This window comes from Pseudomonas sp. 5.2 (genome assembly GCF_059025405.1).
The window spans coordinates 1-16,768 of the sequence record NZ_JBYBHH010000018.1; the positions used below are offsets into that span (position 1 = coordinate 1).

General features: G+C 63.2%; 17 protein-coding genes. 5 read left to right on the top strand and 12 right to left on the bottom strand.

The window, feature by feature from the left end; genetic code table 11:
* The 3 genes from pxpB to AC5PZ0_RS23060 form a co-directional block, all read right to left on the bottom strand.
* A partial coding sequence (pxpB, locus tag AC5PZ0_RS23050) for a 5-oxoprolinase subunit PxpB (protein WP_493855815.1) occupies nucleotides 1-667 on the bottom strand: 667 nt, incomplete at its 3' end.
* Nucleotides 664-1,443, bottom strand: coding sequence for a 5-oxoprolinase subunit PxpA (locus AC5PZ0_RS23055; protein WP_493855816.1), 780 nt, complete (start codon nucleotides 1,441-1,443; stop codon nucleotides 664-666). The genes AC5PZ0_RS23055 and pxpB, both read right to left, overlap by 4 nt.
* Nucleotides 1,444-1,452: 9 nt before the next feature.
* Nucleotides 1,453-2,739: an MFS transporter gene (locus AC5PZ0_RS23060; RefSeq protein ID WP_099455040.1), complete on the bottom strand. Its 1,287-nt coding sequence runs from the start codon at nucleotides 2,737-2,739 to the stop codon at nucleotides 1,453-1,455.
* A 131-nt stretch (nucleotides 2,740-2,870) separates the two neighbouring features.
* On the opposite strand from AC5PZ0_RS23060, the gene AC5PZ0_RS23065 reads away from it, so the two are divergent.
* Entirely contained in the window at nucleotides 2,871-3,782 is a 912-nt protein-coding gene (locus AC5PZ0_RS23065) for a LysR family transcriptional regulator (protein ID WP_027594599.1), read from the top strand.
* A 128-nt stretch (nucleotides 3,783-3,910) separates the two neighbouring features.
* Here the strand turns inward: AC5PZ0_RS23065 and AC5PZ0_RS23070 are convergent, their stop codons facing one another.
* The 3 genes from AC5PZ0_RS23070 to AC5PZ0_RS23080 are packed head-to-tail and all read right to left on the bottom strand — an operon-like array spanning nucleotide 3,911 to nucleotide 5,727.
* Nucleotides 3,911-4,432, bottom strand: coding sequence for a DUF2937 family protein (locus AC5PZ0_RS23070; RefSeq protein ID WP_027594600.1), 522 nt, complete (start codon nucleotides 4,430-4,432; stop codon nucleotides 3,911-3,913).
* A 9-nt stretch (nucleotides 4,433-4,441) separates the two neighbouring features.
* Nucleotides 4,442-5,215 carry a class II glutamine amidotransferase gene (locus AC5PZ0_RS23075; protein ID WP_027594601.1) on the bottom strand — a complete coding sequence of 258 codons (774 nt, stop codon included), beginning with the start codon at nucleotides 5,213-5,215 and terminating at the stop codon, nucleotides 4,442-4,444.
* Between the two features lie 14 nt (nucleotides 5,216-5,229).
* Entirely contained in the window at nucleotides 5,230-5,727 is a 498-nt protein-coding gene (locus tag AC5PZ0_RS23080; RefSeq protein WP_493855817.1) for an MFS transporter, read from the bottom strand.
* A gap of 132 nt (nucleotides 5,728-5,859) precedes the next feature.
* On the opposite strand from AC5PZ0_RS23080, the gene AC5PZ0_RS23085 reads away from it, so the two are divergent.
* Nucleotides 5,860-7,902: a S9 family peptidase gene (locus AC5PZ0_RS23085; protein ID WP_493855818.1), complete on the top strand. Its 2,043-nt coding sequence runs from the start codon at nucleotides 5,860-5,862 to the stop codon at nucleotides 7,900-7,902.
* A gap of 335 nt (nucleotides 7,903-8,237) precedes the next feature.
* On the opposite strand, the gene AC5PZ0_RS23090 is transcribed toward AC5PZ0_RS23085, so the two are convergent.
* A complete protein-coding gene (locus tag AC5PZ0_RS23090) occupies nucleotides 8,238-8,516 on the bottom strand; it encodes a hypothetical protein (protein ID WP_493855819.1) in 279 nt (92 codons plus the stop codon).
* A 132-nt stretch (nucleotides 8,517-8,648) separates the two neighbouring features.
* Here AC5PZ0_RS23090 and AC5PZ0_RS23095 point away from each other — a divergent pair, with 132 nt between their 5' ends.
* Both AC5PZ0_RS23095 and AC5PZ0_RS23100 read left to right on the top strand, forming a co-directional pair.
* A complete protein-coding gene (locus tag AC5PZ0_RS23095; RefSeq protein WP_027594605.1) occupies nucleotides 8,649-9,020 on the top strand; it encodes a YajD family HNH nuclease in 372 nt (123 codons plus the stop codon).
* Between the two features lie 71 nt (nucleotides 9,021-9,091).
* Nucleotides 9,092-9,562 carry an RNA methyltransferase gene (locus AC5PZ0_RS23100; RefSeq protein ID WP_027594606.1) on the top strand — a complete coding sequence of 157 codons (471 nt, stop codon included), beginning with the start codon at nucleotides 9,092-9,094 and terminating at the stop codon, nucleotides 9,560-9,562.
* Nucleotides 9,563-9,690: 128 nt separating this feature from the next.
* Here AC5PZ0_RS23100 and AC5PZ0_RS23105 read toward each other — a convergent pair whose 3' ends face one another.
* The 5 genes from AC5PZ0_RS23105 to AC5PZ0_RS23125 all read right to left on the bottom strand — a co-directional run bounded on the left by AC5PZ0_RS23105 (nucleotide 9,691) and on the right by AC5PZ0_RS23125 (nucleotide 15,772).
* Entirely contained in the window at nucleotides 9,691-11,181 is a 1,491-nt protein-coding gene (locus tag AC5PZ0_RS23105) for an aldehyde dehydrogenase (RefSeq protein WP_454243081.1), read from the bottom strand.
* 2 nt (nucleotides 11,182-11,183) lie between these two features.
* Nucleotides 11,184-12,086 carry a dihydrodipicolinate synthase family protein gene (locus AC5PZ0_RS23110; protein ID WP_265968513.1) on the bottom strand — a complete coding sequence of 301 codons (903 nt, stop codon included), beginning with the start codon at nucleotides 12,084-12,086 and terminating at the stop codon, nucleotides 11,184-11,186.
* Between the two features lie 75 nt (nucleotides 12,087-12,161).
* On the bottom strand, nucleotides 12,162-13,490 hold the full coding sequence (locus tag AC5PZ0_RS23115; protein WP_238215911.1) for an MFS transporter: 1,329 nt from the start codon (nucleotides 13,488-13,490) through the stop codon (nucleotides 12,162-12,164).
* A gap of 183 nt (nucleotides 13,491-13,673) precedes the next feature.
* Nucleotides 13,674-14,993, bottom strand: a complete 1,320-nt coding sequence (locus tag AC5PZ0_RS23120) for an NAD(P)/FAD-dependent oxidoreductase (RefSeq protein ID WP_493855820.1) — start codon at nucleotides 14,991-14,993, stop codon at nucleotides 13,674-13,676.
* A gap of 62 nt (nucleotides 14,994-15,055) precedes the next feature.
* Nucleotides 15,056-15,772: a GntR family transcriptional regulator gene (locus AC5PZ0_RS23125; protein WP_493855821.1), complete on the bottom strand. Its 717-nt coding sequence runs from the start codon at nucleotides 15,770-15,772 to the stop codon at nucleotides 15,056-15,058.
* 333 nt (nucleotides 15,773-16,105) lie between these two features.
* Between AC5PZ0_RS23125 and AC5PZ0_RS23130 the strand changes: the two genes are divergently transcribed.
* Nucleotides 16,106-16,447, top strand: a complete 342-nt coding sequence (locus tag AC5PZ0_RS23130; RefSeq protein ID WP_493855822.1) for a DUF2892 domain-containing protein — start codon at nucleotides 16,106-16,108, stop codon at nucleotides 16,445-16,447.
* The last annotated feature ends 321 nt before the right edge of the window (nucleotides 16,448-16,768 follow it).

Below are 16,768 nucleotides of genomic sequence, written 5' to 3' on the forward strand. Positions count from 1 at the left end.
CCCCCCCCAACGCCCTGAACTCGGCGTGGGAAACCGCCACGAAACGCACCCGGTCACCCGGTTGCAACAAGCTGTAGCCTTCGCGTTCACGGTCGAACAGGCGCACCGGTGTACGCCCGATCAGGTTCCAGCCGCCCGGCGATACCGCCGGGTAAGCGGCGGTCTGGCGCTCGGCGATACCCACGCTGCCCGCCGCCACACGCTTGCGCGGGGTGCTCAGGCGCGGCGATGCCAGCCGCTCGTCCACCAGCCCCATGAAGCCGAAGCCTGGGGCGAAGCCGAGGGCGAATACCGGGTACTCGCGCTCGCTGTGCAGGCGGATCACCGCTTGCTCACTCAGGCCGGTGCGCGCCGCCAATACGGGCAATTCAGGGCCGACACTGGCGTCGTACCACACAGGAATCTGATGCCGACGGCCACCGCTGCCGGTGTCCGGCTGCAGCCCCTCCAGCGCTTGGGTGATCAGCGCCCTCGCCTGCCCAGGCGGCAGATCGAACTGCACCATCAGCGTGGTGTAGGAAGGCACCAAGTCCACCAGGTGCTTCCCGAACGCGGCGCTCAAGCGCTGGCTGGCCGCGAGCATCCACGGCATGTTGGCTTCATCGATGGTGTCGAACAGGCGCACCATCAGGCTATCGAAGGCAACCACTTCAATGCGCAATTTCATGCGTGCTCCAGCGCATCGAGGGCCTGGCGGATCTGCCGCACCGCTGCCACTGAACTGTCGTTATCGCCGTGCACGCACAGGGTGCTGGCGCGCAGGCGCAGCGCGCTGCCATCGTCCGCTACAAGGGTTTCACCACATGCCAGGCGCACGGCCTGTTCGACCACGAGGGCCGGGTCATGGTGCACGGCGCCGGGCAGGCGCCGCGAGACCAGGTGGCCACTGGCGGTGTAGGCGCGGTCGGCGAAGGCCTCGAACCACAGCGGCACGCCAATCTTCTCCCCCAGGGCCTGTGCCGCACTGTCGTCGGCAGTGGCCATGAGCATCAACGGCAAGCCGCTGTCATAGGCCGCCACGGCTTCGAGCACTGCGCGCAACTTGAGCGGGTCGGCCATCATGTCGTTGTACAGCGCGCCATGGGGTTTGACATAGGCCACCCGGCTACCAAGCACCTTGCAGATGCCGTCCAGCGCACCGATCTGGTAGTGCAGCAGGTCGCGGATTTCCTCAGGGCTGCAGGCCATGGAGCGGCGGCCGAAGCCGACCAGGTCTGGGTAGGCCGGGTGCGCGCCGATGGTCACGCCATGGGCCAGTGCCAACTCCACGGTACGGCGCATGATGCTGGGGTCGCCGGCGTGGTAGCCGCAGGCGATGTTGGCGCAATCGATAAACGGCATCACTTCGGCATCCAGGCCCATGCGCCAGCTGCCAAAACTCTCGCCCATGTCACAATTGAGAAGCAGGCGTTCCACCACACAGACTCCCTTGTCGCTGTTCATAGGCCTACCTTACCGCGCCTGAAGGTGTTTGCCGCGTGTTTCCGGCAGGCTGAGCGCTGCCAGAATCACCACGCCGTACGAGACAGCCGAGAAAACACCAATCCCCAACCCCAGTGGCACCTTTTGGCTGAGCACGCCGATCAGCAAGGGGAACAGTGCGGCGATGACCTTGCCGATGTTGTAGCAAAAGCCTTGCCCCGAGCCACGAATGCGGGTGGGGAACAGTTCGGTCAGGAACGCGCCCATGCCACTGAAGATGCCCGAGGCGAAGAACCCCAGCGGGAAGCCCAGCCACAGCATCACGCCATCGCTGACCGGCACCTGCGTGTACAGCAGCACGATGATGAACGAGCCCACGGCGAACAGGATGAAGTTCTTTTTGCGGCCCAACAGGTCGGACAGGTACGCGCTGACCACATAGCCGATGTAGGAACCGACGATCACCATCGCCAAGTAGCCACCGGTACCCAGCACGCTGAGGCCGCGCTCGTTTTTGAGGAAGGTCGGCAACCACGAGGTGATCGCGTAGTAACCGCCCAGCGCACCGGTGGTCAGCAAGGATGCACGCACGGTCGTCCAGAGCATGCCGGGGGCGAAGATTTCGTAGAAGTGCGACGGTGCTTCGACCGCCTCAGCCGCCTTGGCCTGGCGGTACACCTCCGGGTCCTTGACCAGGCGGCGCACGAAGATCACGAACACGGCCGGCACCAGCCCCAACAAGAACAGCGCGCGCCAGGCCTGCTCGGCCGGCAGCCAGGAGAACAGCAGCGCGTACAGAATTGCGGTCAGGCCCCAGCCGATGGCCCAACCAGACTGCACCATGCCCACCGCCTTGCCACGGTCCTGGGCGCGGATCACTTCGCCGATCAGCACCGCGCCGGCGGTCCATTCACCGCCAAAACCGAAGCCCATCAGGGTACGGGCAATCAGCAGCTGTTCGTAGTTTTGCGCGAAGCCGCAGAGGAAGGTGAAGAACGCGAACCACAGCACCGTGAGCTGCAAGGTGCGGACCCGGCCAATACGGTCGGACAGGATGCCGGCGACCCAGCCGCCGATGGCAGACGCGATCAACGTACTGGTATGGATCAGCCCGGCCTCGGCGGTGCTGATGCCCCACAGCATGATCAGCGTGGGGATGACGAAGCTGAGCATCTGCGTATCCATGCCGTCCAGGCCATAGCCGATCTTGCAGCTCCAGAAGGTGCGTCGTTGCTGCTTGTCGATGTCGCGGTACCAGGCGAAAGGCCCGGTCGAAGAAGGTGAAGCGACCTGCTGCTGCACGCCGGTGGGGTTCATGCTTGCCTCGGCTTGTTGGTATTGTTTTATGGGGCGACCTATTGCGTCGCGGCCTGGGCATCATTGTTCAGAGACCGCGCCGGGTGCGTCCAACGAGAAAAACCGCCGGTCTGGAACAAGAAAAACTGATCATGAACCTTCGTTTCCTCGAAACTTTCGTCTGGGTCGCCCGGCTCAAGAGCTTCCGCCTGACCGCAGAAAAGCTGTTCACCACCCAGGCCTCGGTCTCCAGCCGCATCGCCGCGCTGGAAGCCGACCTGGGCGTCAAACTGCTGCTGCGCGACTCACGCGGCGTCAGCCTGACCCCGGAGGGCAGCAAGGTGCTGGAATACGCCGAGCGCATGCTCGACACCGCCAAGGCCATGAAGCAATCGCTGGACAGCGACCGGGCCAAGGTCGGGCGCATTCGCATCGGGGTGATGGACACGGTGATCCATACCTGGATGAGCGCGTTGGTGGCGGCGTTGACCGAGCGCTACCCGCAGGTAGAGATCGAGCTGGTGGCCGATACCGCGTTGAACCTGCGCGAACAGCTGCAGAAGGGCTTTCTGGATGTGATCCTGCAGACCGACCTGTTGCGTGAACAGTCGATCCGCAGCCTGGACCTGGCGCGTTACCCGATGGGCTGGATCGTGGCCGCAGGCTCGCTCCAGCACCGTGATTACGCCTCGCTGGCGGAACTGGGCCGCGAGCGCATCGTGACCTTTTCGAAAAACTCGAGGCCGCACCAGGAGGTGCTCAGCCTGTTGCAAGGTGCCGGGGTGCAAACACCGCGCTTGAACTGCGTGAACTCGGTGGCAGCGATTACCCGGCTATTGCGGGACGGCTTTGCGGTGGGTGCGCTGCCACCGGCCTTGGTGGATGCGGAGCTAGGCTTGGGGGAATTGGTGCTGCTGGAAGGGCTGCAACCGCCGCCTAGCCTGGAGCTGGTGGTGGCCTGGCAGACTGGGGTGGCATTGGTGGATGAGGTGGTCGAGGTGTGCCGGCAGGTGCTTGAGCGGTATGCGCAGGATGTGGGTGGGCAACGGATTGTGCTGGTCTAGGGATTATCGCTGCCTTTACCGGCCCTTTCGCGGGGCAAGCCCACAGGTTGCCCACTGAGCCTGAGAGCAGTGGGCAACCCGTGGGAGCGGGCTTGCCCGCGAAGAGGCCCGCACAGGCGCTACATGACTCAGCGCCAGCTTTCCTTCACCACCCGGCGCCGCCCGCCCATGATCACCCAGCCAAGCGCCAGCAACAGGCTCTCGACCACAAAGGCCAGCACAAACCCGGCACCAATGCCCCAGCCAACCGCCTCTGGCACCAGCAGAATCTGGTAACTGTAGCCCTTGAGCGTTTCTTCACGCATTTGCGGGTCCGGCTGTACCAATACATGCCAGGTACGGCTCACCCACGACCCTTGCAGCGCCTGCCATTCGTTTTCCAGCAGTTCGTTGCGGATCATCAGGCTTTCGATGCTGTTGGCATCACTGTTGAACACCGGGTCATCACTGCTGCGGTAATGCCGCAGCAGCGCCTGGAGGTCGCCATTGAAGAAGCGTTCGGCCGTCTGCTTGAAGCCATCCAGCGCCTGGCGTGATTCGAACAGGTGCGCCTCGACCCGCTGGGTGTAGTCATTGACCAGCCCCGGAACCTGGATACCGGCCAGCAGGCCGAAGGTGAACAGCAACAACCGCAGGTAACTTCTGAACATGCAGCGTCCTTAGCTCTGGCCTTGCGAAACGCACTCTCCGTGCCGCCACAGTGCCCACTCGCCCGGCGCGTAACGCGCCCAGGTCTCGTTCTCGGTCAGGGCCTCGGTGGCAATCACCGTGACCACGTCATTGGGGGTCGTTTCGGTGTGAAAATCGACGATCAGGTCGACATCTTTCAACCGTGCCGCACCAAAAGGTGCGCGCCGGGTAATGTGCACCAACTTGGTCGAGCAGAAGCAGAACAACCAGTCGCCGTCACTGAGCATGCAGTTGAACACGCCCTTGCCACGGTAGCCGGCACAGGCTTCGACCAGCACTGGCAGCAGCTGTTCCACGGCTACCGGCTCTGGGAAGGCCGCGCGGATGCGGTTGAGCAGGTCGCAGAAGGCCGCTTCGCTGTCGGTATCGCCCACGGGCCGATAGAAGGTCGCTTCACCCTTGAAATCGCCCAACTGGCCGTTGTGCGCGAAGCACCAGTTGCGGCCCCACATTTCGCGGACGAACGGGTGGGTGTTGGACAGGCACACCTTGCCGACGTTGGCCTGGCGGATGTGGCCAATGACCACTTCGCTTTTGATCGGGTAACGCTGCACCAGGTTGGCGACTTCCGACTCGCTGCTCGCGGCGGGGTCCTGGAACAGGCGCAAGCCGCGCCCTTCGTAGAAGCCGATGCCCCAGCCATCACGGTGCGGGCCGGTGCGGCCGCCGCGTTGCATCAGGCCGGTAAAGCTGAAAACGATGTCGGTGGGGACGTTGGCACTCATGCCCAGCAGTTCGCACATGCGCGTGTCTCCGATTACAGGCGAGGCTCGACCCGACCGCCGCCCGCAGGCGCGGCAGGGGGTGGATCGTTGCGGTAACGGTCGCGGCGCTCGGCCGCCAGCGGGGCGTCGACCCGGACCTCGTCATCTTCGGCGGCCTGGCGCTTAGCCGCGGCTTCGGCTTGCTCGCGGCGCTCACGGGCACGTTTTTCCAGCGGCCAGCGCACCAGCACGAAGAGCAAGTACAGGCCAAAGGCGATCATGCCGTACATGGCAAAATCGGACACCGCGCGCCAGGCGTTATTGCCGACTTTGAAGGCCATGTCCAGGGCGGTAATGGCGATGGCCGGGGCAAAGCTGTCCTTGACCGGGTCGACGATGGTCGGGGTCAGCAGCAGTACCGCCAGGATCACCCGCAGCGGTTCGCGCAGCCAGCGCCACATCCAACCCGTGAGCTTGAAGCCCACCAACAGGCAGCCCAGGGCGGCAAGGGCGTACAGGCCCCAGGCGAGGGTATAGTCGTTCTCGGTCATGGTGTTCGTGCAAGCCAGGCAAAGAGTTGCCTATGATAAACACTTTTCAGGGCGCAGACAGCGCTTCCCTGTTCAGGCTTGCCCGCGAAGCGGCCTGAACAGGCACCGCAAGCCCTCAGCCAAGGACCCCCGATGCCCACCAAGCCCCAGCCCCCCATCGCCCGTGCAGACCAAGCCGCCGACCCATACGCCTGGCTGCAACAGCGCGACGCGCCCGAGGTGCTCGAATACCTGCAGGCCGAGAACAGCTACCAGGAGGCCTGCCTGGCCGACCAGGCGCCCCTGCGTGAACAGCTGTTCGAGGAAATCAAAGGCCGCATCCAGGAAACCGACCTGTCGCTGCCTTCTCCTTGGGGCCCGTACCTGTACTACACCCGCACCACCGCCGGCGACGAATACCCGCGCCATTACCGCTGCCCGCGCCCGGCTGACGACTCCAACACAGTGGATGAAAGCCGCGAACAGCTGCTGCTCGACCCTAACGCACTGGCCAACGGCGGCTTCCTGTCACTGGGGGCGTTCAACGTCAGCCCCGACCATCGCCTGCTGGCCTACAGCCTCGACACCAGCGGCGACGAGATCTACACCCTGTACGTCAAGGACCTGGGCGACGGCAGCATCACCACCCTGCCCTTCGAGGACTGCGACGGCAGCCTGACTTGGGCCAATGACAGCCAGACACTGTTCTTCGCCGAACTGGATGACACCCACCGCCCTTGGCGCCTGCGTCGTCACACCCTGGGCCTCAGCGGCGCGCCAACCGTGTTCGAAGAGCCCGACGGCCGTTTCTTCCTGCATTGCTACCGCACCAGCTCCGAACGCCAGTTGGTACTGCTGCTCAACAGCAAGACCACCAGCGAGGCCTGGGTACTCGACGCCGAAACGCCGCAGCTGCCGTTCACCTGCCTGGCGCCACGGGTTGAAGACCATGAGTACTTCCCGGACCACGGCCAGCTCGATGGCGAGTGGCGCTGGTTCATCCGCACCAACCAGGACGGCATCAACTTCGCCCTGTACCACGCCCCGGCCGATGACGTACCGACCCGTGATCGCTGGCAGTTGCTGGTAGCGCACAGCGACGAGGTGATGCTGGAAGGCCTGAGCCTCAACGCAGGGGCATTGACCCTGAGCCTGCGCGAAGGTGGCCTGCCGATCATCGAAGTACGCCCCCAGGGCCTGGCGGCTTACCGTGTCGAATTGCCGGATGCTGCCTACAGCCTTTACGTGCAGGACAGCCTTGAGTTCGTCAGCACCCGCGTACGCCTGCGCTACGAAGCGCTCAACCGCCCGGCCCAGGTGCGGCAGCTGGAGCTGGCCACCGGGGCGCAGGCGGTGCTCAAGCAAACCCCAGTGCTGGGTGCGTTCGATGCCGACGACTATGTCAGCCAGCGCCTGTGGGCCACCGCCCAGGACGGCACACAGGTGCCGATCAGCCTGGTGCGCCGCCGCGAAGACCTGGGCAAGACCGTGCCGCTGTACCTGTATGGCTACGGCGCCTATGGCGAAAGCCTCGACCCGTGGTTTTCACATGCCCGCCTGAGCCTGCTGCAGCGCGGCGTGGCCTTTGCCATTGCCCACGTGCGCGGTGGAGGCGAGTTGGGTGAAGCCTGGTACCGGGCCGGCAAGCAGGCGCACAAGCAGAACAGCTTCACCGACTTCATCGCCTGTGCCGAGCACCTGATCACCGAAGGCGTGACCTCGCCCGAGCGCCTGGCCATCAGCGGCGGCAGCGCGGGCGGGTTGTTGATGGGCGCAGTGCTCAACCTGCGCCCCGAGCTGTTCCGCTGCGCGATTGCCGAAGTACCTTTCGTCGACGTGCTCAACACCATGCTCGACCCCGACCTGCCGCTGACCGTCACCGAGTACGACGAATGGGGCAACCCGCAAGAGCCCGAGGTGTATGAGCGCATCAAGGCCTATGCACCGTACGAGAACGTAACAGCCCAGGCCTACCCCGCCATGCTGGTGGTGGCCGGGTACAACGACAGCCGCGTGCAGTATTGGGAGGCCGCCAAGTGGGTCGCCCGCCTGCGCACGCGCAAGACCGATGACAACTTGCTGCTGCTCAAGACTGAAATGGGGGCTGGGCATGGCGGCATGAGTGGGCGGTACCAGGGGCTCAAGGATGTGGCGCTGGAGTATGCATTCGTGTTTGGCGAGTTGGGGGTGGTGTAGCGCAAAGGTGAGACCGCGCAGTGTTTTATAGGTGTATGACGTTGGGGATGCAGCGGCTTTGAAACCGAGCGCCGCCCGCGCGGCGCATCGCGAGCAACGCTCGCTCCTACGTTTGTTTCTGGCCAATTATTCCTGAGGCATTGGCGCGCGGCCCCTTGGCGTCCACCTCAATACCGGGTCGTGTAAACAAGGCGGTCGCGCGCGCTGCCACCGGCGTAACTGGCCCGAAACAAACGTAGGAGCGAGCGTTGCTCGCGATGCGCCGCGCGGGCGGCGCTCGATCTTCGCAACACTGCAAATGCCACGGCAAACCCTTCCCGCCCAAAACCATCACTTCAATCCTCCTCCACCTGCACCTTCGGCGGCTCTGGCCGCAAGCCTGGCAACGGCTGGTCCTTCGGCGGCCCAGGCACCGGCATTGGCGGCAACAACGGTGCGCCAGGCTGGTTGTCATAAGCCTTCGGCGGCGTACTCGGGGTGATCTGCGGATAGGGCGTGGGCGTGGGCGTGCCGGGGGCACCGGGCACGGGTGTATTGAGCCGGGGTGGCGCGCTGGCGGCTTCGGCCATGGGCAGGCCAGCCAGGAGCAACGCGGTGAGGATCGCATGCAACATCAGCAACCTCCTGTCGGGAACCTTCCTACAGGCTACGCCTAAATGGAAGCTTTCGCCTGTCCGCCTGGCCTGCAAGCGCGCTAGACTCAGTGGCATAACCGTCATTTGCCTGATCAGAACAAAGGAAACACCATGAGCTCGGCCTCTACCTCCGCCGCCACCGCACGCCTCGACCGCATCCTTGCCGACGCCAAGCGCGACAAAGAGATGGGCTACCGCGACAAGGCCCTGAAAATGTACCCGCACGTGTGCGGCCGCTGCGCCCGCGAGTTTGCCGGCAAGCGCCTGAGCGAGCTGACCGTGCACCACCGTGACCACAACCACGACAACAACCCGCAGGACGGTTCGAACTGGGAGTTGCTGTGCCTGTACTGCCACGACAACGAACACTCGCGCTACACCGACCAGCAGTATTTCAGCGAAGGCTCGACCAGCACCCCGAGCATCGCCAAGGCTACCCATAACCCGTTTGCCGGGCTGGCTGGCCTGCTGAAAAAAGACTGACCATCGACACAGCCCCCGCTGCGGCCGGCGAGCCCGTATAATCGCGCTTTTTTTGCGAAGGGCCCCGGCACGTGGCAAACAAACGATACAGCTGCATCGGCCTGTTCAACCCCAAGTCGGCGGAAAACGTCGGCTCGGTGATGCGCGCAGCGGGTTGCTACGGCGTCAACTCGGTGTTCTACACCGGCAAACGGTATGAGCGCGCCCGCGACTTCGTCACCGACACCAAACGTGTGCACTACGACATCCCGCTGATCGGCATCGACGACCTGCAGCGCATCATTCCGCTGGGCTGCACGCCGGTGGCGGTAGAACTGGTCGACGGCGCACGGCCGCTGCCCGAGTACACCCACCCGGATCGCGCCATCTACATTTTCGGGCCAGAAGACGGCAGCCTCGATGCGGATGTGCGGGGGTGGTGTGAAGAGACCATCTACATCCCGACCCAGGGCTGCATGAACCTGGCGGCGACAGTGAATGTGGTGCTGTATGACCGGATGGCCAAAGGGCTGAATACCCGGTCGGGGCCCAAGTTCAAGTAAAAAAAGCCGCCTCTGAGGGTGCCTGTACCGGCCTCTTCGCAGCACAAGGCTGCTCCAGGTCGGTAGAGGCATCACCAGAGGCGGCCAGGTGCTGAGCTCCGTCAGAACAGCACCGTCCTGCAGTCAGCTCACGAAGCGTTGATCCAGATGGTCTTCAACTCCGTGTACTGATCGTGCGCCCAGATGGACTTGTCGCGCCCACCAAAGCCGGACTCTTTGTAGCCACCGAATGGCGTCGAAGCATCGCCTTCGCCGAAGCAGTTGACCGTGACCACACCCGCGCGGATTTCCCGCGACAAGCGCAGGGCATTGCGCAGGCTGCCGGTGTAGGCCGAAGCCGCCAGGCCGTAGATGGTGTCGTTGGCCAGCTCGATCGCTTGGTCAATGGTTTCGAAGCTGGTCACGCTCAGCACCGGCCCGAAGATTTCCTCGACGAACAACCGATTGTCAGGCGTCACCCCGTCAACGATGGTCGGTTGCACGAACACGCCCTGCTCGGTCTCACCGCCCTGCACCACGTTGAGATTCTGCTCGGCGGCATATTCCAGGTAAGACTTCACCTTCTCGAAGTGCGCTTTGCTGACCATCGCCCCCAAGCGGTTTTCCGGGTCCAGCGGGTCGCCCAGCTTCCAGTCCTTCAAGTGCTTGCCGATCAGCGTCAGCAGCTCGTCCTTGACGTCCTTGTGCACGATCAGGCGCGAGGACGCGGAGCAGTTTTCGCCCATGTTCCAAAACGCACCGGCGGTAACGAACTGGGCCACTTCGTCCAGGTCTTCACAGTCGTTCATGACCACGGCCGGGTTCTTGCCACCCAGCTCCAGCACGATGCGCTTGAGGTTCGACTCGGCGGCGTATTTCAGGAACAGGCGGCCGGTGTCGGTGGAACCGGTGAAGCTGACCATCGGGATGTCCATGTGGCGGCCGATGGCTTCGCCCACTTCACGGCCACCGCCTGGCACCAGGTTGAACACACCCGCCGGTACGCCGGCCTGATGCGCCAGCTCGGCCACGCGCAGGGCGCTGAGGGTGGTTTCCTTGGCCGGCTTGACCACGATCGAGCAACCGGCCGCCAGCGACGGGGCAATCTTCCAGGCCAGCATCAGCAGCGGGAAGTTCCACGGCAGCACCAGGCCGACTACACCGATAGCTTCACGCACCACCATGGTCACGGCTGCATTGCCGGTGGGGGCGGTGTTGTCGTAGATCTTGTCGATCAGTTCGGCGTGCCAGCGAAGGGTGTGGATGGTTTCCGGCACGTCGACGTTCTGGCATTCGCTGACCGGCTTACCGCTGTCCAGTGCCTCCAAAACCGCCAGTTCGTGGCTGTTGTCTTCCAGCAGCTGGGCGAACTTCAGCAGGATGTGCTTGCGCTCAGCGGGTTGCAGTTTCGACCACGAGCCGTCTTCGAAGACACGCTTGGCCGCCGCCACGGCAACGTCGACATCCTGCACGTCGCAGGCGGCGACTTCGGCCAGCTGTTTGCCAGTGGCCGGGTTGGTGGTGACGAAGGTGCGGCCCGAGACGGCATCGCGGAACTCACCGTCGATGAATGCCTGGGTACGCAGTTGCAGGTCGGCGGCAATGGCCGCGTACTGTTCCTTGCTCAGCAATTCAGCCATGGTCAGGCACCTCCGGTGATCTGGGCGATGTTGCGCTTGAGTTCAGTGACCACGCGCTCGAGTGCCTGCTTCTCGGCGGCATCCAGGTCGTACAGCGGCTTGCGCACGCCACCGGTGCTCAGGCCGTTCAGCGCGCAGCCGTACTTGATCGACTGGACGAACTTGCCACCTTCGAGGAAGTCCATCAGCGGCATCATGGCGGCCATGATGCGGCGGCCTTTGGCGAAGTCCTTCTCGATCACGCAGGCCTCGAACAGGGCCACGTGCTCACGCGGGATGAAGTTGGAACCGGCGCAAACCCAGCTCTGCGCGCCCCAGGCGAAGAACTCCAGGGCCTGGTCGTCCCAGCCGCACGACAGCTGGATGTTCGGGCGCTGGATGGCCAGGCGGTGCAACTGGGCCACGTCGCCCGAGCTCTCCTTGATGGCGACGATGTTTTTCACATCGGCGACCGCATCGAAGAATTCCTCGCCCATGCCCACACTCATGCGGCCTGGGTAGTTGTAGAGCATGATCGGCAGGCCGGCAGCCGCATCGACCGCTTTGACGTGCAGGGCGATTTCCTGTTGGGTCGGCAGCGCGTACGGCGGCGTGCCCACCAACAGCGCGTCGGCCTTGATTTCCTTGGCGTGCTTGGCGAAGGCCACGGAGTCTTCGGTGCGGATCGCGCCGGTGCCGATGATCAGCGGCAGGCGGCCATTGAGCACGTCCTTGGCCTGGGCGGCCAGTTCGATGCGCTCTTGCGCGGTGTGGGCGTAGTACTCGCCGGTGGAGCCACCGATGATCACGCCGTGGATTTTCGATTCGACCAGGTAGTCGAGTACTTCGGCGAACGCCGCCTTGTCGATCGAGCCGTCCGCAGCCAGCGGAGTGATTGCCGGGGTGTAGATGCCTTCGAATTTCACGGTAGGTTCTCCAGTGCGTTGTTCAGGGGTGTAGAAGCCACAGCGGTTCTACGCTGCGGCGGCTTTTCGAATAGCTCAGCTCAGCGATGCCGCTTGCTGCAGGTTCAATGAACGGGTTTCCGGGGCCAGGGCGACAGAGACGGCCAGGCCGACAAACGTGACGGCGGCGGCGGCATACATGGTTGCGCCGATGCCATAGTTGTCGAGGGCGATGGGTACCAGCCAGGTACCGACAGCAGCACCGACCCGCGACATGGAGGTGCCCACGCCCACGGCGCCGGCACGGATTTCGGTGGGGAACAGCTCGTTGGGATAGACCAGTTGCAATACCTGGGCACCGCCGATGAACAGTGCATAAGCACCAAACAGCACCAGGATCAGCAGCTCGCTGCCATGGCTGAATGCCGCCAGGCCCAGCAGCGCCAGCCCCGACCAGAAGAAGCTGTGCAGCAGCGTGGTGCGCCGACCGAGGGTGTTGAGCAGGCGGGTGCCGATGATGCAACCGACCACGAACAGGAAAGTGATGGCGACCGAACCGATCGATGCCCAGTCACCCTTGAGGTTGAGCGCGCCCAGCACTTTCGGGGCGAAGGCATACACGGCGAACACCGGGATCACCGAACAGGTCCAGAACAGGGTGACGAACAGCATGCGCTTGCCATACCCGGAGTGCAGCAGGCTGAGAAACGACAGCTTGCGGGCCTTGGGTTCTTCCGGCAGGTTGCGCAGCGAGAAGCCATTGCCATAGACCCGCTTGATCACCTGTTCGGCCTCGGCCGAGCGGCCCTTGCTGATCAGCCAGCGTGGCGATTCCGGGGTGCCCAGGCGAATGGCGAACAGCAGCGCGCCAATTACCGCCGCACTGGCCAATACCAGGCGCCAGGCATCATCGCCACCGTGGCGCAGGATCGCCTCACCGACCATGTAGGCGGTCGCGGCACCGGCGAACCACAGCACCGTCAAGGTGGCCAGGCGCGGGCCGCGGTTCTTCTTGGGCAGGAACTCCACCAGCAGCGAGGTGGCCACCGGGTACTCGATGCCCACCGCAATGCCGATGGCAAAACGCAACAGGAACAAGGCCAGCGCCGACTCCACCCAGAACTGCGCAAGCGACGACAGAATGAACAGGGTCGGGCCGACGAAAAACACACGCTTGCGGCCAAAGCGGTCGGTCAGCCAACCGCCGAAAAAGCCGCCAAAGAAGATGCCGATCAGCGCCGAGGCGGCGATCATGCCCTGCCAGAAGCTGGTCAGGCTCAGGCCCGCGGACATTTGCACCATTGCCACGCCGATGATGCTCAACACATACCCATCGACGAAAGAGCCCCCGCCGGAGCGCAGGGTCAAAAACTGGTGAAAACGGTTGATCGGTACATCTTCAATCGAAATATTCGGACTTGTCATTGTTGTTCCTACCACTTCTTCTGCATGCACGTTTTCAAGGCGAGCGCGTCCGCGAAACTGAAAACAGCCTTCAGCCCCGGGTCATCGGACATGACATCTCGATCATCAATTTCGGGCAAAGCGCGCCCGTGCCGGGCAAAGCCGCCCGACGTCAAATATTCAATGGTCTAACTTACAAAACGATCAGCTTTCTTTGCCCGCGCGCAGTTGCCCCCACATCAAGTTAGCGTTCAAGCCCAGGGATACCAAGGGCTGCGGTGGATTCGCGCAAGGCCCGGGGGCATTGAGCAAAAACTCGATAAGTTCGTTTTTGTCACCGGCCAGCCAGTCGGCCAGCAACTTCCCGGTGACCGTGCCGCGGGTAACACCCAGGCCGTTACAACACAGCGCGCCGACCACATTGGGCGCCAACTGGCCAAAGAACCCCATGTGATTACGCGACAACGCCAGGGCGCCGCCCCAGGTGTATTCAAAGTTCACGTCGGGCAACATCGGGAAGCGACGGGCAAAGGATTCGCGGTGGCGTTGAACGAAACGGTCCAGGTACTTGCGGTTGCTGCGCCCGTCCGGGTTGAAGCTGAAGCTGTTGCGCACCAGCAGGCGGTTGTCGACGGTACGCCGCAGGGTGGTGCCGAATGGGTCGGCGGGGATCACGCCCCAGTAGGGTTTGCCACCCAGGCGGGCCTGCTCGTCTTCGGTCAGCGGGCGGGTGATGCTGCCATAGGTGAACACGGGCAACATGCGGCCCTTGAGGAAGCCGAAGCTCATGCCAAAGGCATTGGTGGTGAGCACCAGCTTGTCAGCAGTGATCGAGCCCTTGGCGTGGCGCAGTACCACTTTGTCGCCGTACTCGACGTCAGTGATCGGCGTGTGCTCGTACAGCGAAACGTTGCTCGGCAAGCTGTCGGCCAGGCCTTTGACCAGCGCCGAAGGCTGCAGCAACGCGGTACCCGGCGTGAACAAACCCTTACGGTAGAAGTGCGTGCCGATGTGTTCGGGCAGGTCGCGACCTTCGATCACTTCATAGGGCTGGCCGAGTTTGTCCAGGCCTCGACGGTAGGCATCGAGCACGGCAATGCCACGATCCTCGACAGCGGCCTGGTATTTGCCACAGTGCCGAAACTGGCATTCGATGCCATAGCGCTCGATCAGCTCCTTGAGGTACGACTGCCCACCCAGGTTGAGCTTGAGCACAGTTTTGGCAGTATCGATATCGCCGATGTAGTCCTCGGCGCCGATGTCATGGGGCAGGTCGATGGCAAAACCGGCGTTGCGCCCGGAGGTGCCAAAACCGACTTCCTGGGCCTCGACCAGCACAACCTCGTCATGCGGAAAGTTCGTTGCCAGCTGGCGCGCAGCGGCCAGCCCGGTGAAGCCGGCACCGACCACCACCCAGCGCGCCTGGCTATGGCCACTGTGGGCCGGCCGTGGCGTGCGGGGTGTGCTCAGGTGATACCAACCACAGGTGGCATCATCGGCAGGTAACGAGCTTATTCTTGTCATGTCACTAACCTGGATCTTGTTGTTGACGAGCGATCAGCGCCAGTGGCGACGACCTGGAAACCTCATATCTGAATCGGTACATCCAGCCCTTGCGGTGCGGCGTATTCAGCCATGCGCCGGCGCGACAGCTCGAAGTGCTCACGCACCAGTTGCCCGGCGCGCGCGGGGTCGCGGAGTTCGATGGCATCGATCATCTGGTCATGCTGGTCGCAGGCGGTTTCAAGGTCCTGTTGCATGTCATCAGTGGTCGGGTGGCGATAAAAAATCTTGCCCAGGCGGGCATGGTCGATAAGCAGGCGGCGCAGGCTCGGCATCAGGTAGTCGTTGTGCGCCATCCTGCCGATTTCCAGGTGGAAGGCGTCGTTGTAGACCACCCGGTTTTCCACATCACGCGCTTCGATGGCCTGGCGAAACTGCGCCTGGATAGCCTTGAGCGCCTCGATTTCCGCTTCGCTGGCGTAGGTAGCGGCCAACTGGGTGGTGGCGATATAGATGAGCGGCGCGGCGACGAAAAAGCTGTGCAGCGAATCGTGGTTCATCGCGGCAACCCGTGGCGCGCGGTTGGCCTCGAGCTCGATATAGCCTTCGGCGGCAATCTGGCGCAGCAGCTCACGCACCGGTGGGCGCGACAGGCCGAACTCGTCACACAGGGCCAACTCGTCCACCACAGCGCCGGGGGCCAGTTCCATGCTGAGGATCCGGCGGCGCAGCGCTTCGGCGAGGACGGCCTTGCGGTCCTGCGGCGCTTCTTCGCTGATGGCTTGAACGGTAGCTTTCATGGCGGCCTTCTTTGTTGTCATAGCGCTGTGTCTACTATTTGTATAACGACTATAGGGCACTGTTAGACAATGTGTCTACAGCATTTTAGATGAGCGGTTGAATCTCTGGATCGCCCGTATTTAAAGGGCTTCGCGGTTTTAAAGGGTGAGATTAAACACCCGGCGGGCTGCATTGCCAAACCGGACAAATAACTGCCCAGACAAGACATTTTTCAGGTGCTGGCGCTGAATGGCAATGTGCAGGCCGTGCGCCTGACAACCATTCGGCACAGCGAATGAACGGCTGCGAGCCCCCTGCGGTCAGCTGCTTACACTTCATACGGAGGGCTTGCCATGCTCGATATCCATTCCGCTGCGGCGTCGCCGGAGCACAATGTCCAGGGCCTGGAAAGGGTCGGTTCGCTGGCCGGCGGGGCGCTGATGTTCAGCAAGGGGCTGCGCCATGGCGGCCTGGTCGGGCTGCTGCAGATGGTGGTGGGCGGTATGGCCGTGGCGCGCGGGGTCAGCGGGCATTGCTCGACCAAGGCCTGGTGGCAGCGGCATCGTCAGGAATACAACCAACTGCGCGCGGACATCGAAGACAGTGCAGCGCAGTTGCAGGCGTTGAAGGCGAGTGCCAAAGCGGCTACCCGCGGGGTGACGGTGACAGGGAAGGACCCGTTGACTGGCCTTTGATTTTGTTTTTGCCTGTGCCGGCCTCTTCGCGGGGCAAGCCCGCTCCCACAATTACTTCACTGATCCTGAGAGCAGTGCATTGCTCCATTGGTCCTCAGAGCACTGCATTGCTCCATTGGTCCTAAGAGCAGTGCATTGCTCCATTGGTCCTAAGAGCAGTGCATTGCTCCATTGGTCCTCAGAGCACTGCATTGCTCCATTGGTCCTCAGAGCAGTGCATTGCTCCAGTGGTCCTCAGAGCAGTGCATTGCTCCATTGGTCCTAAGAGCAGTGCATTGCTCCATTGGTCCTCAGAGCAGTGCATTGATCCATTGGCCCTCA

What these genes read in the sequence shown, in the direction of transcription:
- AC5PZ0_RS23130 (WP_493855822.1), top strand. Translation starts at nt 16,106, where the DNA reads ATGCTCGATATCCATTCCGCTGCGGCGTCGCCGGAGCACAATGTCCAG.
- AC5PZ0_RS23120 (WP_493855820.1), bottom strand. Translation starts at nt 14,993, where the DNA reads ATGACAAGAATAAGCTCGTTACCTGCCGATGATGCCACCTGTGGTTGG.
- AC5PZ0_RS23090 (WP_493855819.1), bottom strand. Translation starts at nt 8,516, where the DNA reads ATGTTGCATGCGATCCTCACCGCGTTGCTCCTGGCTGGCCTGCCCATG.
- AC5PZ0_RS23085 (WP_493855818.1), top strand. Translation starts at nt 5,860, where the DNA reads ATGCCCACCAAGCCCCAGCCCCCCATCGCCCGTGCAGACCAAGCCGCC.
- AC5PZ0_RS23105 (WP_454243081.1), bottom strand. Translation starts at nt 11,181, where the DNA reads ATGGCTGAATTGCTGAGCAAGGAACAGTACGCGGCCATTGCCGCCGAC.
- AC5PZ0_RS23125 (WP_493855821.1), bottom strand. Translation starts at nt 15,772, where the DNA reads ATGAAAGCTACCGTTCAAGCCATCAGCGAAGAAGCGCCGCAGGACCGC.
- AC5PZ0_RS23075 (WP_027594601.1), bottom strand. Translation starts at nt 5,215, where the DNA reads ATGTGCGAACTGCTGGGCATGAGTGCCAACGTCCCCACCGACATCGTT.
- AC5PZ0_RS23095 (WP_027594605.1), top strand. Translation starts at nt 8,649, where the DNA reads ATGAGCTCGGCCTCTACCTCCGCCGCCACCGCACGCCTCGACCGCATC.
- AC5PZ0_RS23080 (WP_493855817.1), bottom strand. Translation starts at nt 5,727, where the DNA reads ATGACCGAGAACGACTATACCCTCGCCTGGGGCCTGTACGCCCTTGCC.
- AC5PZ0_RS23060 (WP_099455040.1), bottom strand. Translation starts at nt 2,739, where the DNA reads ATGAACCCCACCGGCGTGCAGCAGCAGGTCGCTTCACCTTCTTCGACC.
- AC5PZ0_RS23055 (WP_493855816.1), bottom strand. Translation starts at nt 1,443, where the DNA reads ATGAACAGCGACAAGGGAGTCTGTGTGGTGGAACGCCTGCTTCTCAAT.
- AC5PZ0_RS23115 (WP_238215911.1), bottom strand. Translation starts at nt 13,490, where the DNA reads ATGACAAGTCCGAATATTTCGATTGAAGATGTACCGATCAACCGTTTT.
- AC5PZ0_RS23065 (WP_027594599.1), top strand. Translation starts at nt 2,871, where the DNA reads ATGAACCTTCGTTTCCTCGAAACTTTCGTCTGGGTCGCCCGGCTCAAG.
- AC5PZ0_RS23070 (WP_027594600.1), bottom strand. Translation starts at nt 4,432, where the DNA reads ATGTTCAGAAGTTACCTGCGGTTGTTGCTGTTCACCTTCGGCCTGCTG.